16 protein-coding genes are annotated in these 14,069 nt (G+C 51.5%); 8 read left to right on the top strand and 8 right to left on the bottom strand.

Annotated features, from left to right (window positions below; all coding sequences use genetic code 11):
- Positions 1-219: 219 nt before the first annotated feature.
- Positions 220-429 (bottom strand): hypothetical protein, encoded by a 210-nt coding sequence (locus tag KKF06_07420; GenBank protein ID MBU1617584.1) that lies wholly within the window; start codon positions 427-429, stop codon positions 220-222.
- Positions 430-536: 107 nt separating this feature from the next.
- On the opposite strand from KKF06_07420, the gene KKF06_07425 reads away from it, so the two are divergent.
- Genes KKF06_07425 through KKF06_07445 form a run of 5 tightly spaced genes read left to right on the top strand, consistent with a single transcriptional unit; the run spans position 537 to position 4,305 of the window.
- Positions 537-1,055 carry a type II secretion system GspH family protein gene (locus KKF06_07425; protein ID MBU1617585.1) on the top strand — a complete coding sequence of 173 codons (519 nt, stop codon included), beginning with the start codon at positions 537-539 and terminating at the stop codon, positions 1,053-1,055.
- Positions 1,055-1,438: a prepilin-type N-terminal cleavage/methylation domain-containing protein gene (locus tag KKF06_07430; GenBank protein MBU1617586.1), complete on the top strand. Its 384-nt coding sequence runs from the start codon at positions 1,055-1,057 to the stop codon at positions 1,436-1,438. The genes KKF06_07425 and KKF06_07430 overlap by 1 nt, the downstream gene beginning before the upstream one ends.
- Position 1,439: 1 nt before the next feature.
- A complete protein-coding gene (locus KKF06_07435) occupies positions 1,440-1,919 on the top strand; it encodes a type II secretion system GspH family protein (protein ID MBU1617587.1) in 480 nt (159 codons plus the stop codon).
- Positions 1,916-3,199: a hypothetical protein gene (locus KKF06_07440; protein MBU1617588.1), complete on the top strand. Its 1,284-nt coding sequence runs from the start codon at positions 1,916-1,918 to the stop codon at positions 3,197-3,199. The genes KKF06_07435 and KKF06_07440 overlap by 4 nt, the downstream gene beginning before the upstream one ends.
- A gap of 59 nt (positions 3,200-3,258) precedes the next feature.
- Positions 3,259-4,305 carry a hypothetical protein gene (locus tag KKF06_07445; GenBank protein MBU1617589.1) on the top strand — a complete coding sequence of 349 codons (1,047 nt, stop codon included), beginning with the start codon at positions 3,259-3,261 and terminating at the stop codon, positions 4,303-4,305.
- A gap of 23 nt (positions 4,306-4,328) precedes the next feature.
- Here the strand turns inward: KKF06_07445 and KKF06_07450 are convergent, their stop codons facing one another.
- The 7 genes from KKF06_07450 to KKF06_07480 form a co-directional block, all read right to left on the bottom strand.
- Positions 4,329-5,153: a prepilin-type N-terminal cleavage/methylation domain-containing protein gene (locus tag KKF06_07450; GenBank protein ID MBU1617590.1), complete on the bottom strand. Its 825-nt coding sequence runs from the start codon at positions 5,151-5,153 to the stop codon at positions 4,329-4,331.
- Positions 5,154-5,234: 81 nt separating this feature from the next.
- A complete protein-coding gene (locus KKF06_07455; GenBank protein MBU1617591.1) occupies positions 5,235-5,954 on the bottom strand; it encodes a glycosyltransferase family 2 protein in 720 nt (239 codons plus the stop codon).
- Positions 5,951-6,886, bottom strand: coding sequence for a glycosyltransferase family 2 protein (locus KKF06_07460; GenBank protein ID MBU1617592.1), 936 nt, complete (start codon positions 6,884-6,886; stop codon positions 5,951-5,953). Before KKF06_07460 ends, KKF06_07455 begins: the two co-directional genes overlap by 4 nt.
- Positions 6,870-8,882 carry a hypothetical protein gene (locus KKF06_07465; protein MBU1617593.1) on the bottom strand — a complete coding sequence of 671 codons (2,013 nt, stop codon included), beginning with the start codon at positions 8,880-8,882 and terminating at the stop codon, positions 6,870-6,872. Before KKF06_07465 ends, KKF06_07460 begins: the two co-directional genes overlap by 17 nt.
- Positions 8,857-9,639: a hypothetical protein gene (locus KKF06_07470; protein ID MBU1617594.1), complete on the bottom strand. Its 783-nt coding sequence runs from the start codon at positions 9,637-9,639 to the stop codon at positions 8,857-8,859. The genes KKF06_07465 and KKF06_07470 overlap by 26 nt, the downstream gene beginning before the upstream one ends.
- Positions 9,636-11,765, bottom strand: a complete 2,130-nt coding sequence (glyS, locus tag KKF06_07475) for a glycine--tRNA ligase subunit beta (protein ID MBU1617595.1) — start codon at positions 11,763-11,765, stop codon at positions 9,636-9,638. The genes KKF06_07470 and glyS overlap by 4 nt, the downstream gene beginning before the upstream one ends.
- A complete protein-coding gene (locus KKF06_07480; GenBank protein MBU1617596.1) occupies positions 11,749-12,618 on the bottom strand; it encodes a glycine--tRNA ligase subunit alpha in 870 nt (289 codons plus the stop codon). Before KKF06_07480 ends, glyS begins: the two co-directional genes overlap by 17 nt.
- Between KKF06_07480 and KKF06_07485 the strand changes: the two genes are divergently transcribed.
- The 3 genes from KKF06_07485 to KKF06_07495 all read left to right on the top strand — a co-directional run.
- Complete coding sequence (locus KKF06_07485) at positions 12,612-12,815, top strand: zinc ribbon domain-containing protein (protein ID MBU1617597.1); 204 nt, start codon at positions 12,612-12,614, stop codon at positions 12,813-12,815. The genes KKF06_07480 and KKF06_07485 overlap by 7 nt on opposite strands.
- Before the next feature lie 2 nt (positions 12,816-12,817).
- Complete coding sequence (gene trpD, locus KKF06_07490; GenBank protein ID MBU1617598.1) at positions 12,818-13,837, top strand: anthranilate phosphoribosyltransferase; 1,020 nt, start codon at positions 12,818-12,820, stop codon at positions 13,835-13,837.
- Positions 13,813-14,069 (top strand): ATP-binding cassette domain-containing protein (locus tag KKF06_07495; protein ID MBU1617599.1); only part of this gene is annotated, 257 nt, incomplete at its 3' end. The genes trpD and KKF06_07495, both read left to right, overlap by 25 nt.

The raw sequence follows: 14,069 nt of genomic DNA on the forward strand, positions 1-14,069 counted from the left end.
TGGTTGAAAGCCTAAACCGGTAATGTTGCGGTCGTCGGCGCCTGTGCCGGTATACGAACCGACTTTAAAATCGTTGCCGCCGCTCCCGGAAAACGCGACCCAGGTATAGCGGATATTGGCCGCGTTAACGCCGGGGTCGGTGCCAAGCGAAAAGCCGTCGGTATTTAAAGTAGTAATGGCTCCGGAATAATTATACGCGGCGTTTTCAAAGTAAGCGGTTCAATCAGAGGCCATAGCGGACGACCGCCAGACCGCCCGGCCGGCGGCAGTATCCGCTTTTATGATAACAAGGTCAGGGGAGAGGCCAAGTCCGGTTATTGACCGGGGAACGCCGGAGCCAACGTAATAACCGGAGCGCATTTCAAAAGCGTTGACGCCGCCGATCCAAAAAAGAACAATGGCCGCAACGATTATAACCGTTTTTTTCATCTAGTGGCAATTATATAAGAGGTAAAGGGAATGTCAAACAAAGATGCAAACAAAGATGCTATTTTGCCGCTTGTATTTACCGGTCGAGATGCTAAAATTCGTGCTAAATGAAATTACAGTGCCCAGAGCGCCTCTGTCGAGCCGGATTCACGATGATTGAACTGATCATTGCCATGGTCGTAATGGTGATCGTTGCCTCTTACACTTTTATTTCTATAACTCCTTACCGCGGGGTCAAGCTCGACGCGGCCGCCAAAAAAGTCGCTTTTGACCTCTCCTACGCCAGGAACATGGCGCTGGTCATGACCGAATGGTATGGCGTAACTTTTGAAGCGGCGCCAAACAATTCATATACGATCTACAAAACTGATGGGACGACTGATTCCATAATCGCCGATCCGGCCGGAGGTCCGTTCAGCGTTAATCTTGCCCGGATATTTAATGGCGTTGAGATCTCGGCGGTAAATATTGTTGGAGGAAAAAAAGTGGAGTTTGATCCCCTGGGGGCTCCTTACGTTGATAAAGGAGGAGCCGCGGTTTCTCCTGAAGCGGCCATCACCTTAAGCTACCAGGGGAGGAGTAAAAGTATTTACATTACGCCAGGCACCGGGAGGATTCACAACTGATGAGAAAAGGGTTTTCCTTGATTGAACTGGTCATCGCCGTTGCCATCCTGGGAATTGTTATGTATTCTCTGATCACGATCTACATCACCACCGGGCTAAAAGGCTCCACCGCCGAGATCTACACCATTGCTCAATATCTGGCGGCGGAAAAAATGGAACAGACACTGGGAGGGTCATTTGAACTGGCCGTTAACCAGGCGCAGACCAATTTTACCGGAGACCTTGCCCAATACTCGTTTCAGATTAACTTCAACTATACCACTCCCGCGGATTTTAACGCCAGCGTCGCCGGACCGACCGATTATAAAAAAGTCGCCGTTTTGATCCGTCATCCCAGGCTGGGGAGCCCGCTTGAGCTCGCGGTAATCAGGGCGAATTATTAATATGAAAAAAGGTTTTTCCCTGATTGAAAGCATTCTCGTCATAACTCTTCTCGGCCTGATGTTTTCCGGGATAGCGATCTTCATTCAGGAAAGTCTCAACTCCTGGCTCTTTTTCAGCGCGCAAAAAGAACTGCTTTCTGAAGCGACCGGAGCGATGAACCGAATGACGCGGGAACTACGGATTGCCGATAAGAACGTAAGCATTATTGTCCACACTCCGACGCAGGTGACCATTCGCGATAAGCTTGGTCATGAGATCTCTTTCGCGCAGGACGGCTCTTCCCTGAAGAGGAATGGCGTTATCCTTGCCGGGAACCTGGCCGATCCAGGCGGACTCTCTCTCCGCTACTTGAGAGACGACGGGACTGACGATCCAAACATGAGTAATGTCTCATCCATTTGGATCCGCCTGACACTGGTCAAGGAAAACAGCAAGGTCGCGCTCGAATCATCGGCGGCAATAAGGATAAAAAATCTATGAATAGAAAGGGGGTAACGCTGGTCGCGGTAGTATTTATCATTTTAGCGTTAACCATGCTGGTCATTTCGTTGAGTTCACTCTTTTTTTCCGGAAGTTCCCTGGCGGTCAGGGGCTATTCCTCCCTTAGAACTTTTTATATCGCCAACGCCGGTCAGGAATATTATTTAAAGCTATTGGGAGAAGACCAGGACTGGTCAACCCCCCCCTCCTCGGAAACAAAGGCTTTTAACGGCGGCTTCTTTTCGATCGGCACCTCCAGCGCCTCAAAAGACTCGATCGTGGTAACCGTCACCGGGGTCTTAACCACGGAAGGAATAGCGTATATCCGGGTCATTAGACCGACCATCAATCGGACCGGAGGAGGAGGCCTGCCGTTCAACTTTGATTACGCCCAATATTCAGGGAGCGGCGGCGGCGCGACCTTGATCATTTCAGGCAACGCCAGGATTTACGGTGATTATTATTACAATGGCCCGATCTCGATGCGAAATTCCGCCCAACAGCTTGACGGCACGATTTACAGCACCAGCATCGCTCTTTCTGGTACGGCCGGCTACGCTTCGTGGGAGGCGAGTCCGCCGATTGATCTGCCGACCTGGGACAATTCGCATTATGACGGCATTCTGGCTTTGACCAATGTCAGCGCCGGCAGTTCTTTGAACCTGGGCTGGGGAGATATTTTAAACCTTAACGGGAACACTCTATATTACCGGAATGTCACGATCGGCTCGGGAGCGACCGTTAACGGCCCGGGGACTTTGGTCTCAACCGGCAAACCGAGCGGGAACGGAGATATTATTATCAACTACGGCGCGGGGATTGGCGGCGGGATTAGATTCGTCGCTAATCGCTATTTCACCTGTCAGGGGGGCTCGAGCATAACGGTCAGCTTTGAAGCTTACTCAAAAAGCGGCACCAGGATATATAACGGCTTGACGGTCCCGTCCGGCTCCATTCTTTATTCTTCCTACAACGGCAATGGAGCTCTCAACCTTCAAGGGAATATTACCGCCACCATGCTTGCTCCTTACGGGCGAATCAATACCAGCGGCGGCTGGACTATCCGGGGGCTCTTATATTGCACCCGTCTTGTTCCCGGCTCTTCCGGCACGATTCGGGGAGCGATTGTCAGCCAGACCACTTCGACTTTGGGTGGTTCGCTCGCGTTATACTATGATGAAGCTTATTTACCGACTTTGGTAATCGGCCTTGGTGGATCCGGGACCGGAGAAGGGGGAGTCGGCAGTTGGGAAGCGGCCGACTGGCTGGAAATTTACTAAGTAAGAAATATCTACTTGTTAAATCTTAATGGTTCTAATAAAATACATCCGGTGAAAAAATGAGTATAAAAAACAAAGTTATTTTAACCGTTGTCTTTGCGTTTTTTTTCTTTTACTTCGCGACCGATCTGGTCGCCAATAAGACTGTCTTTGACCGATTCACCAAACTGGAGCGGGATTACGCCCTCAATGATATTGGGCGGATACTGTACATTATTAACGACACTTACGCGCAATTTGGTGAAATCATTAAAGACTGGGCGCTTTGGGATGATACATATGAATTTGCCGCCAGTGGTAGCCGCGCGTATGTCAGGTCGAATCTCTCTTTGGGAACCTACCAGTCCCTTAATCTTGATTTCATGCTGTTCTGCGATAATGGAGGAAAACCCCTCTACGCCATGGAGGTCGGCGCTGATGGCAAGCTGAAACCGCTTCCGGCGGAAAAGGTAAATGACCTGGTCAAAAAATTCCTATGCTCGCCGGAGGAATCGCATAAACAGGGGGTTTCCCTCCTTCCAGGGGGGGCGTTTTTTGTGGTATCGAACCAGATCTTGAGAAGCGATGGGAGTGGGCCCGGCCGCGGCACGTTGGTTATGGGCCGATCGCTGGGATCGGATTTAATCAACCGTTTGATATCTATTACTCATCTTTTTACGAGCGTTCATCTTCTAAACGACCCTTCGCTTGCCCCGGAAATTGCGGCTGTGCTTCCTGAATTGGGCAGATCGCCGATCTTCCTAAAAGCGCCTAACAAAGATAAACTGATTGGTTATTTGCTTATTAACGACATTTCAAGAAAACCCGCTGTTGTTTTTCAGGTTGAGATCCCCAGAATATTAAACTTTCAAGCGGAAATGTTTTCCGGACTCCTTTCTTTGGTCCGGCTGGGGGCTTTTTTTCTATGCGGGTTGGCGGTTCTACTGCTTATCCAGAGGTTTGTTGTTTTACCGGCCAGCGAGACCAATAGTATTTTGGATGAGATAAAAACCAGGTGTCAGATAAAAATCAACGGGGGAAAGCCGTTAATCGATGAAATCGCCCGGATAAAAAAATCAGCGGCAACGATTCTCGATGAGCTCAAAATCCGATCCCCTGATAAATAACCACGATGGTGTAATAAGCTTGACTAAGGCAAAGTTGTAAAGGAAAGAATCGCGCCGGATATAATCACCGATGGTAAGCCATACCTCAATCGCGCCTGGAAATAATAAGTCCGGCCCCTGGATAGCCCTGTAATATACCGCGAGTAATTTCCCGCGCCATTTTGTGTTGACCAGGAGGTGATTGTCCAGGCCATGGAATCCGACCGCCGGTAATTGAAGCTGACCTGACCGGTTTTATAACTGCTAAAATCGTAAGCCATATTCAAATTTGCCGATGTTCTTCCTATGCCTGTCGCCGGCAGGGTTTTTACCGACGGCTTTCCCAGGGTTGTAGTCGTGGTGCTTGTGGTAGTGGTGGTCGTCGTTGTTGTTGTCGTTGTCGTTGTCGTTGTCGTAGTAGTAGTAGTAGTTGTTGTTGTTGTTGTGGGTGAAGGAGCAGTCCCAACTAGCCAAAAGAGGCCGGAATTAGCCGCTTGATATTCATAAACATTGCCTGAAGAGACGCATTCCCAACTGTTTGCCCCTATCTTATACCAATTGCTTGAGACCGCTTGAGTTAAAACCACATCAAAGAATGGATTGTTCGGAGAGGCGTACGAATCGACCGGGGCTGAATCGAGTTGTGGTGGGAAGTTTACCATATTCCCTCTGTCCGGATCCAAATAGTAGAGCATTATCCCGGTCTTCACCGCTTCCACGGAGCTTTTTTCCACACTATTATTGGCGGCTGGGGCTAAATCGCGGAAAACGGCGCTGGCGATCATTGCCACAATTCCAAGTATGAACATCGTGAACATGATCTCGATAAAAGAAAAACCCGGTCTTTTATTATTAAGACTATTAAGCATGAAATTTTATCCAGCCAATTATATCACGGGAAAATAGACAGTAAATAGACAATGATAACCCGCGGCTAAACGTCGCGGTTATCAAGCTCTATCTCGGTTCTTGGGTTTTAAGACATGCTTGACGCAGGCCCAGAGGGTTGCCAGGCCGTAGATCAGACTCCGGCGAAAATTGATCTCCGAAGCTTCGGGGAAATAGCGGCAGGGGACAGCAATTTCTCCGGCCGGAAGATTAAGGGCGGCCACTCCGGCCAGGAGTTCTGTGTCAAAAACAAAATCGTTTGAAAACCGTTCGATCGGGAGGCTGGTCAGGACCTTGCGGCTGTAGGCCCGGAATCCGGAGTGGTATTCGGAAAGATGGAGACGAAAGGTGAATTCTTCAATGAACGAAAGGAAACGATTGGAAATATATTTATAAAGCGGCATCCCCCCGGCCAGGGTTCCGTCTTTTCCTCCCAGCAGGCGCGACCCCATCATTAGATCTTTTTCTCCTCGCAAAATGGGGGCGACCAGCGCCGGGATTTTGGTCGCGTCGTATTGCCAGTCGGGGTGGAGCATCACCACGACATCGGCGCCGCGGGCGAGCGCTTCCCGGTAAAGCATTTTCTGGTTGCCGCCGTAGCCGGAGTTCCGTTCGGTCTTTAAGACCCGCAGGCCGAGGCGTTTGGCGATCTCAACCGTCCGGTCGGTCGAGCAATCGTCGCCAAGAACGATATCGGAGACCGAGCCGGCCGGGATATCACGATAAGTTTTTTCGATAGTTTTAGCGGCGTTATAGGCTGGCATAACGACAATAATCTTCACTGCCCGATCCTTTCTCTGACAATATAAAGGGGGCGCTGTTTGGCTTCCTCATAGATCCGGCCGATATATTCGCCAATTAGGCCAAGGAAGGCGAGCTGAAGACCGCCGATAAAAAGAAGGGCCCCCAGGACGGAGGCCCAACCTTCAATTGCCCGGTCGGTGAAAAAGCGGATGTAAAGGGTGTAGCCCAAATAAATAAAGCTGGCCGCGGCAACCAGCAGGCCAAGCGCGGCGGCGAGCCGCAGTGGGAGGACGGAAAAGGAAAAGATCCCGTCCAGAGAAAAGGCGGCCATTTTCCGGAGGGAGTATTTGCTTTTACCGGATGGCCGTTTGTCGACACGGTATTCGATGAACTCCTGGCGGAAACCGAGCCAGTTGACCAGCCCCCGCAGGAAACGGGCTTGTTCCCTGAACCCCTTGAGAGAATCGGCCGCTTTCCGGCCTAGCAGGCGGAAATCGGCGGCGCCGGCCGGTAAGGTTAGTCCGCTGAACAGATTGATCAGCCGGTAAAAAACTCTGGCGGTCAGCCGTTTAAATAAATTTCCGTTCCCGGTTTCATGTCTGATAGTATTGACGATCTCGGCGCCGCCGCGCCATTTTTCAATCAGCCTGGGGAGTAATTCCGGCGGATGCTGAAGGTCGGCGTCCATCATAATAATCGCGTCACCCATTGCCAGATCAAGCCCCGCGGTCAAGGCGGCCATCTGGCCGAAGTTGCGGGAAAAACGGAGTGCTTTGATCCGGGGTTCTGATCGGGCCGCTTCGCTGATCAGCCGCCACGAATCATCGCGGCTCCCGTCATCGATTAGAATAAGCTCGTAATCATTGGTCAGCGGACGAAGAACAGCGGCCAATCTGGAAAAGAGTTCCGGAAGATTTCCCGCCTCGTCGCAGACCGGCAGAACTATTGATAGCTCAACCTTTTTTACCATTGCAAGAGATTATACCAAAGATTGCCAGGAAAATACCGGCCAAGGTTAAAGCGCCGCCAAAATATTCTGGGAAGCCACGACTGAAATACAACCTGACCCTGGTCTGTTCCGGATAGACCAGCATAAAGGCAGGAGAAGCGAGATAGATCTTTTTTGCCCCTTCGACTTGCCAGTTGGGATGATAAGAGACTTTAATCAGGTGCGGATAGCCGACCAGGGGAGTGTTGAAAACAATCTCTTCCGGTTTGAATATTTCGGTGATCACGGAGGATTTAGGGGTCAGATAATTTGGCTTTCCTTCCAGGTGGTCAGCCACGACCAGCGGCGGTCCGGTCACTTGATTGGAAGCAAACCAGGCAAAAAAATCGCGCTTCCAATTTTTTGGCCTGACGGCGACCGGCGGCTGGGCGAGTGCCTCAACATAATGGCCGGAATTTACGGTTAACCGGTAAATGTTGTAATCTCCAAAAGTTTTTTCTAGCCGGAATTCCCTGAGCCGGGCCGCCTGCTCTTTGGCCTCTGGACTTCTGGCTATATATTGGCCGACGTTAAAAAGTTTTAATCTTGGGATTGCCGATTTAAGGTCGAGTCGGCCATAACGGTATTGTGGAAAAGGAGCGGAGCAGATCTTGGAAACCTGCGATTGGATCAGAAAAACAAAAGGGGAACTGACCGCCGATTGCATGTAGAGCCCTTCCAGGGTGTTGCGGCCGGCAAAAAACGGGAGCGATTCAAAGGCCCGTTCGGTCCCAAAAATGTTAGTCAGGGGGGTGTGTTCGTAAACCACCCGATCGGTCCCGCTCGAACGGAGATGGTTATTAATTTGTTGGAATAATGGCCAGCTTGGTTTACCTTCAAACCCGCTGTAGTTCCAATTGATCCACCCTTTAATATAAGTGACATTGGCACTGGTGAATAAAATGACCGCCAGCATAACGATCGCCGGGAGAAGCTCGATCCGCCTGATCCGGTGACGGAATGGAAGAATAATTGTCGCGCCAAAAGCCGCGATAAAGAGCTGGAGAATTGGGATAAAGCGGATATCGAGCATGCCGATCCTTGGGCTTAGAAAATAAAGGAGCAGACCGAACCCGGCGCAATAAGCAAAATATCTGCTCCTTTGGTCGGTTCGATTAATAATAAGGGCGACCGAACTTAAGAGCAAACCGGGCCAGAGGACAACCGGCAGGATCTCCAGGGGGGAATTTATCCGCCAGGCAGTGACATATTCGGTTACATAAGGGAGAGTAAAGAGAAAAGGGATGAGCCAGAAAGAGCAGAGGAGCAAACCCAGTCCAAAAACCCGGAACAAATACCAGATATTTGGCCGGAAATTGTTCCGGTCAAAAAGAAAATAACTGCCAATGACAATCGAAAAGATCACCGCGTAGCCGTGGCTCATTGCCATTAATGCGACCAGGATCCCATTAATAATGCCTTTATCGTTTTTTTGAATCCCGTTAAATAAACTCCCCAAAAAGAAAAATAAAAGAGCCAGTCCCAGGCTGTAAGAAAATTCGCCTGCCAGAGTACTCGGGATGTTCCCTCCCCACATGCTGTTCGCTTCCATAAAGAGAAAAGGGAGGGTCAGGGCGGCTGCGCAAATTGGGATCGGAAAAGGATAACGAATGGTCCGAAAGCTGTAATAGACAGCCAATGGCAAAAGAAAAATGCCAAAGACCGTTCCCAGCTTAAAAGCGACCGGCAGTGAGATTAGATAGCTCATTGCTACTATTAATATGAAAGGAAGTGGAAAATAATGATAAAACAGGGGAAAACCGGCGTAATTTCCCTGCAGCCACCCCATAAGTTTTCCTTGAGGGAGGAGGAGATCTTTTAAGTAAACGGCAGTGTAATAGTGGGACCCGGTATCCCCGCCCGCAGTGATCGTTCCTGAAAAGAGGAGTCTGGGATCGAAATAAGCCAAAAGATAGGCAAAAATAAAGAATAAACCAGTCAAGTCGAGTAGGTTATTTTTTGTAAAATTGTGCCGCAATGAAAACCGCCCCCAATCCGGCAAGCAGGCCGATCAGCCAGGCCGGGTTGATCCAAAGCATCGATCCCTTTTCAATTTTGACATTTCCCGGGATGATTGCTGTCGTATGTCCTGACTCTCCATCGGTTTGCGCGATGATAAAAAGCTGGTAAGAGCTGCCTGGAAGAGCGGAAAAATTGGAGAGTTTGATCTTTATTGTCCGGTTAGACCCGGGGGAGAGATCGATATTGGCCGGTTTAAGATCAGTGTTAAGCTCTTGCGGTAAAAAAAGCGCTAAGCCGATGGTTTGGGTTTGCCTGGTCATATTTTTAAGCGCGACTTCTATCTCCCCGTCTTTAGTAAAGGCGGCTGGTTTGACCACTCCCCAGAGAGCGGCCGGTGGTTCCCTGCCAATGATCAGTGGGGCGGCGGTCAAAGCGGAAAATGGATACTGGTTGCCATCCGTGTAGTGGATGGTTAACAGCAGGGGGTAACTTCCTTTTTGCCCGGCCAAAGGAATAGTGTAGCGGGCCAGATATTTTTCCGAAGGGGGGAGGACGGTCCGGTTATTATTGGAATAGGTCCGGCCAAAAACAACCAGTTCGCTCCAGACGTTATGGGCCGGTTCATCTCCTTTGTTGACCGCGGAAAAATTGATCGCGGCTGTCTTGGCGCCGACCGAGGCGGTGATCGTGGTTTGCAGGCTGATGAATCGGGCGGAGGCCGGAAGGGATAAAACAATGAGACCGAGCAGGAGAGCCGCGGAACGCCGGTTCATTTCTTGTCGCCGTCAATCACAATTTTACTGAAGTCGGCGGCGAGCCGATAGCTCTTTTCTAAACCCTTTAACAGTGCTAACCGGTTGGTCTTGATCCGCTCTTCCTGGTGCATGACCAGGATCTTGTCGAAAAAAAGATCGACCGCCGGGGTCAACTCGGCGAGTTTTTGCAAAACCTTGTCCCATTGGCCGTCGCGTGCGGCCGCCGCCGTTTCCCAATTGACCTTCAAATAAAGGTCGTGCAGTTCTTTTTCTTCCTTTTCGATCAGGTCATCGGTCACGACCGTTTCCCGGCTGGCCTCTTTGGCGATCCGGCTGATCCGGTCGGCGGAGCGGACGAGATCCTGGAACCACTTCTGGTTCGCCGTTTTCGTAATGGCAATTGCGATGTCGGCGCAAAGGCTGACATCCGAGCAATCGGCAAGGACCGCGTCGGCAATGTCATAGCGAATTCCCTGGTCGATCAAGGCTGGTTTAAGCCGGGAGAAAATAAACTCCAACAGCTGCCGCTTGACCCTGGCAAAGTCCTGGGCAGGAAGGCTCTTGTCGTATAGTTTATACCCGTGTTCGATCGCATCGTCCAGAGCGAGGTTGAGCTTTTTCTCGAGCATGATCCGGATGATCCCGAGGGCTGCCCGGCGCAAGCCGTATGGATCTTCGGAGCCGGTCGGGACCGCCCCTACGCCAAAATAACCGATCAGCGAATCGAGCCGGTCGGCCAGGGCGACGGTCGTTCCTTCGGGAGTTAGCGGCAGATCGTCTCCGCCAAAGCGGGGGAGGTAGTGTTCAAAGATCCCCTGGGCGACGATCGGGTCTTCCCCCTCGAGGAGCGCGTAGACCTGCCCCATGGTCCCCTGCAATTCGGGGAATTCGTAAACCATCTTTGTGGTTAGGTCAGCCTTACATAGGCGGGCGATCCGGTCGACCAGAGCCAAAGAGCTGTTTTTAAGGGCCAGCTGCTTGCCGATATATTCGGCCAGCCTGGCGAGCCGCTCCGCTTTGTCGGCCAGGGAGCCGAGCTTATCAAAAAAGACGATCCCGGCCAGATCGGCGGTCCTCATCTTGAGCGGCAGCTTTTTGTCCTCTTCAAAAAAGAAGCGGGCGTCCGCCAGCCGGGCGGTCAGGACCTTTCGGTTCCCCTCGACAACACTTTTCTCCCGGCAGCCGTTGGTGACGACAATGAACCTGGGGGCGAGGGCGCCTGATTTGTCGATCAAAGGAAAATATTTCTGGTTCTTTTTCATGGAGGTGGTCAGGACCTCGGACGGGACCTCCAGGAATTTGGGATCAAAAGAGCCGATATAAGCGATCGGGTTTTCCACCAGGAAATTGACCTCAGCCAAAAGATCGGCCGGGACCTGCGCGGTCGCTCCGGCTTTCCTGGCGGCGGTTTCAATTTGTGCTTTGACCAACGCTTCCCGTTCCTGCTGGTCGACGATCACGCCGAGTTTGAGAAGTTGGTTTTTATAACTTTGTAGGGACAGCCCTTGTGGCTGTCCGCTAGTTCGGACAGGGACAAGCCCTGTCCCTACATTTTTAACAAAGTGATGGGGAGCGGTCTTGTTTCCTGTTTTGACTCCGGCCAATTCGAATTTAACGATCTTCGCGCCGTAGAGGGCAACGATCCAGTGGATCGGGCGGATGAATTTGAAGTCAAGGTCTCCCCAGCGCATGGCGAGCGGCTGGTAAAGCGAGGCGATGATCTCCGGCAGAAGGATGGGGAGAAGCCTGGCGGTTGGCGATCCGCGCCGTTCGATCCTGGCGAACAAATAGTTTTTATTGCCGAGCGGTTTGACGATGATCTCTTTGATATCGATCCCCTGGCTTTTAGCAAACCCGATAGCGGGCGGCTTGGGGTTGCCGGATTGGTCAAAGGCGATATCGGCCGGCGGCCCTTTGACCTCTTCGGAGAGGTCGGCCTGGGCGGAGGCTAAATTTTCGATGAACAAGACCAGCCGGCGGTTTGTCCCTAACGTCGTGACCCGGTCAAAAACGAGCCTTTCCTTCTTCAGCTTTTCTTCCGCCTTGGCTTTGAGGTCGGCCAAAAATCCCGGCATAAAACGGGCCGGGATCTCTTCGCAGCCGAGTTCGAGCAGTAGATTGAGAGGCTTAGATATTTTCGACATATAATTTCGCGCAGTTGCGCGCCATTTTTCTGATCTTCAGAATATAACCCATCCGTTCGCTGACCGAGACCGCCCCCCGGGCATCAAGCAGGTTGAAAGTGTGGGAGCATTTTAAGACGTAATCATAGGCGGGGAGGACGAGTTTTTGGTCGATCAGCGACCAGGCTTCTTTTTCATAGAGCTGGAAAAGCTGGAGGAGCCGTTCTATGTTGGCCGCCTCAAAATTATATTTTGAATGTTGTTGTTCTGCCGGAAGATAAATTTCGCCGTATTTGACCCGGTCATTCCACCTGATGTCATACACACTGTTCACCTTCTGGATGAACATGGCGAGCCGCTCCAGGCCGTAAGTGATCTCGACCGCGACCGGTTTGCAGGGAAACCCGCCGCATTCCTGAAAATAGGTGAACTGGGTGATCTCCATCCCTTCGGCCCAGACCTCCCACCCTGTCCCCCAGGCTCCCAGGGTCGGCGATTCCCAGTTATCTTCGACAAAACGGACATCGTGCTTGGCCGGATCAATGCCGATCGCCCGGAGAGAATCAAGGTAGAGCTCCTGAATTGCCAGTGGCGACGGTTTCATAACGACCTGATATTGAAAGTAATGGAAGAGGCGGTTTGGGTTTTCTCCGTAACGGCCGTCGGTCGGCCGGCGGACCGGATCGATATAAGCGACGTTCCACGGTTTGGGCCCGAGAACGCCAAAAAAAGTGGCGGGGGACATGGTAGCCGCCCCTTTTTCCACGTCGTAAGGCTGGCGAATGGCGCAACCCGCTCCGGCCCAGAAATTATTGAGGTTTTGGACGATTTCTTGAAAAGAAAGCTGTTTCACGATACAATTATAACATGCCATTTTACGATTACAAATGCGGCAGCTGCGGTAAAAAATTCGAGGTCCAGAAGGGGATGAACGATAAAACAATTCCCCGTTGTCCGGCCTGCCAGGAATTGGCGATGCGAGTTTTTTCTGCTCCTGCTTTATTCGGAACTTCAAGCTCCTGCGGCAGCTGCAGTTCTGGTAATTGTTCTACGGGTTGCGGCGGACAATGACTATGATCAACGTGATTAAAAAAGTTGTTGACGGCCATAACCTGACCAGAGAAGAAGCGGCTCTGGCGATGGATGCCATTATGCGCGGCGATGCGACACCGTCGCAGATCGCCGCACTGATCACCGCCCTCCACACCAAAGGGGAAAGCGTCGACGAAATTACCGGCTTTGCCGAGAAGATGCGGGAGCATTCAGTTAAAATATTTCCTCACTCAAAAAATCTGGTCGACACCTGCGGGACCGGCGGCGACCATGCCGGGACCTTTAATATCTCGACAATTGCCGCTTTTATCGCGGCCGGGGCGGGGGTCGCGATCGCCAAACACGGCAATCGATCGATCACCAGCCGCTGCGGGTCGGCCGACCTGCTTGAGGCCTTGGGGGTTAAAGTTGACCTTGAGCCGAAACTGGTTGAAGAGTGCATTAACACGGTCGGGCTCGGTTTTATCTTCGCTCCAAATTTCCACAAAGCGATGCGCTTTGCCGCCCCAACTAGGAAAGAGATTGGGATCAGCACGGTATTTAATATTTTAGGCCCGCTTTCCAATCCGGCCAACGCGTCAGCTCAAGTGTTGGGGGTGTTTCACGCGGATTTGACCGAAGTGATGGCGGCGGTCCTTAAAAATCTTGGGACTAAAAACGCGCTGGTCGTTCACGGGAATGACGGCCTGGACGAGATCTCGGTCTGCGAGAAGAGCAAGGTTACCGAACTCCGTGATGGGGGCATTAAAACTTATTTTATTAAGCCCGAAGACTTTGGTATACTGCGGGTTGGCGGCGAGGAGCTGCGCGGCGGTGATCCGGCCGCCAACGCCGAGATCGCGATCCGACTCCTGAACAACGAAGAAAAAGGGGCGAAGCGAGAGATTGTTTTACTTAACGCCGGGGCCGCTATTTACGTCGGCGGTCTGGCCAAGGATCTTAACGAAGGGATTAATAAAGCGGCCGAATCGCTCGATTCCGGAGCGGCAAAAAATAAACTGGAGGAATTGGTAAAATTCACCTCAAAACAGACAAGTTAATCAAACGTTATGGTCCCAAAGTCGCGGTCAAAGAGATCTCGATCGGCGTTAGCCAGGGAGAAGTTGTAGGGCTATTGGGCCCGAATGGGGCCGGGAAGACAACAACTTTTTATATGGTCGTCGGCCTGGTCAGGCCAAACGCCGGAAGGGTTTACCTTGGCGATCACGACATAACTTATTTCCCGATGCACCAGCGCTCGAAGATGGGGATCGGTTATCTGCCGCAGGAACA

The sequence above is a fragment of the Candidatus Margulisiibacteriota bacterium genome (assembly GCA_018822365.1).
Taxonomy (GTDB): domain Bacteria; phylum Margulisbacteria; class WOR-1; order O2-12-FULL-45-9; family XYB2-FULL-48-7; genus XYB2-FULL-45-9.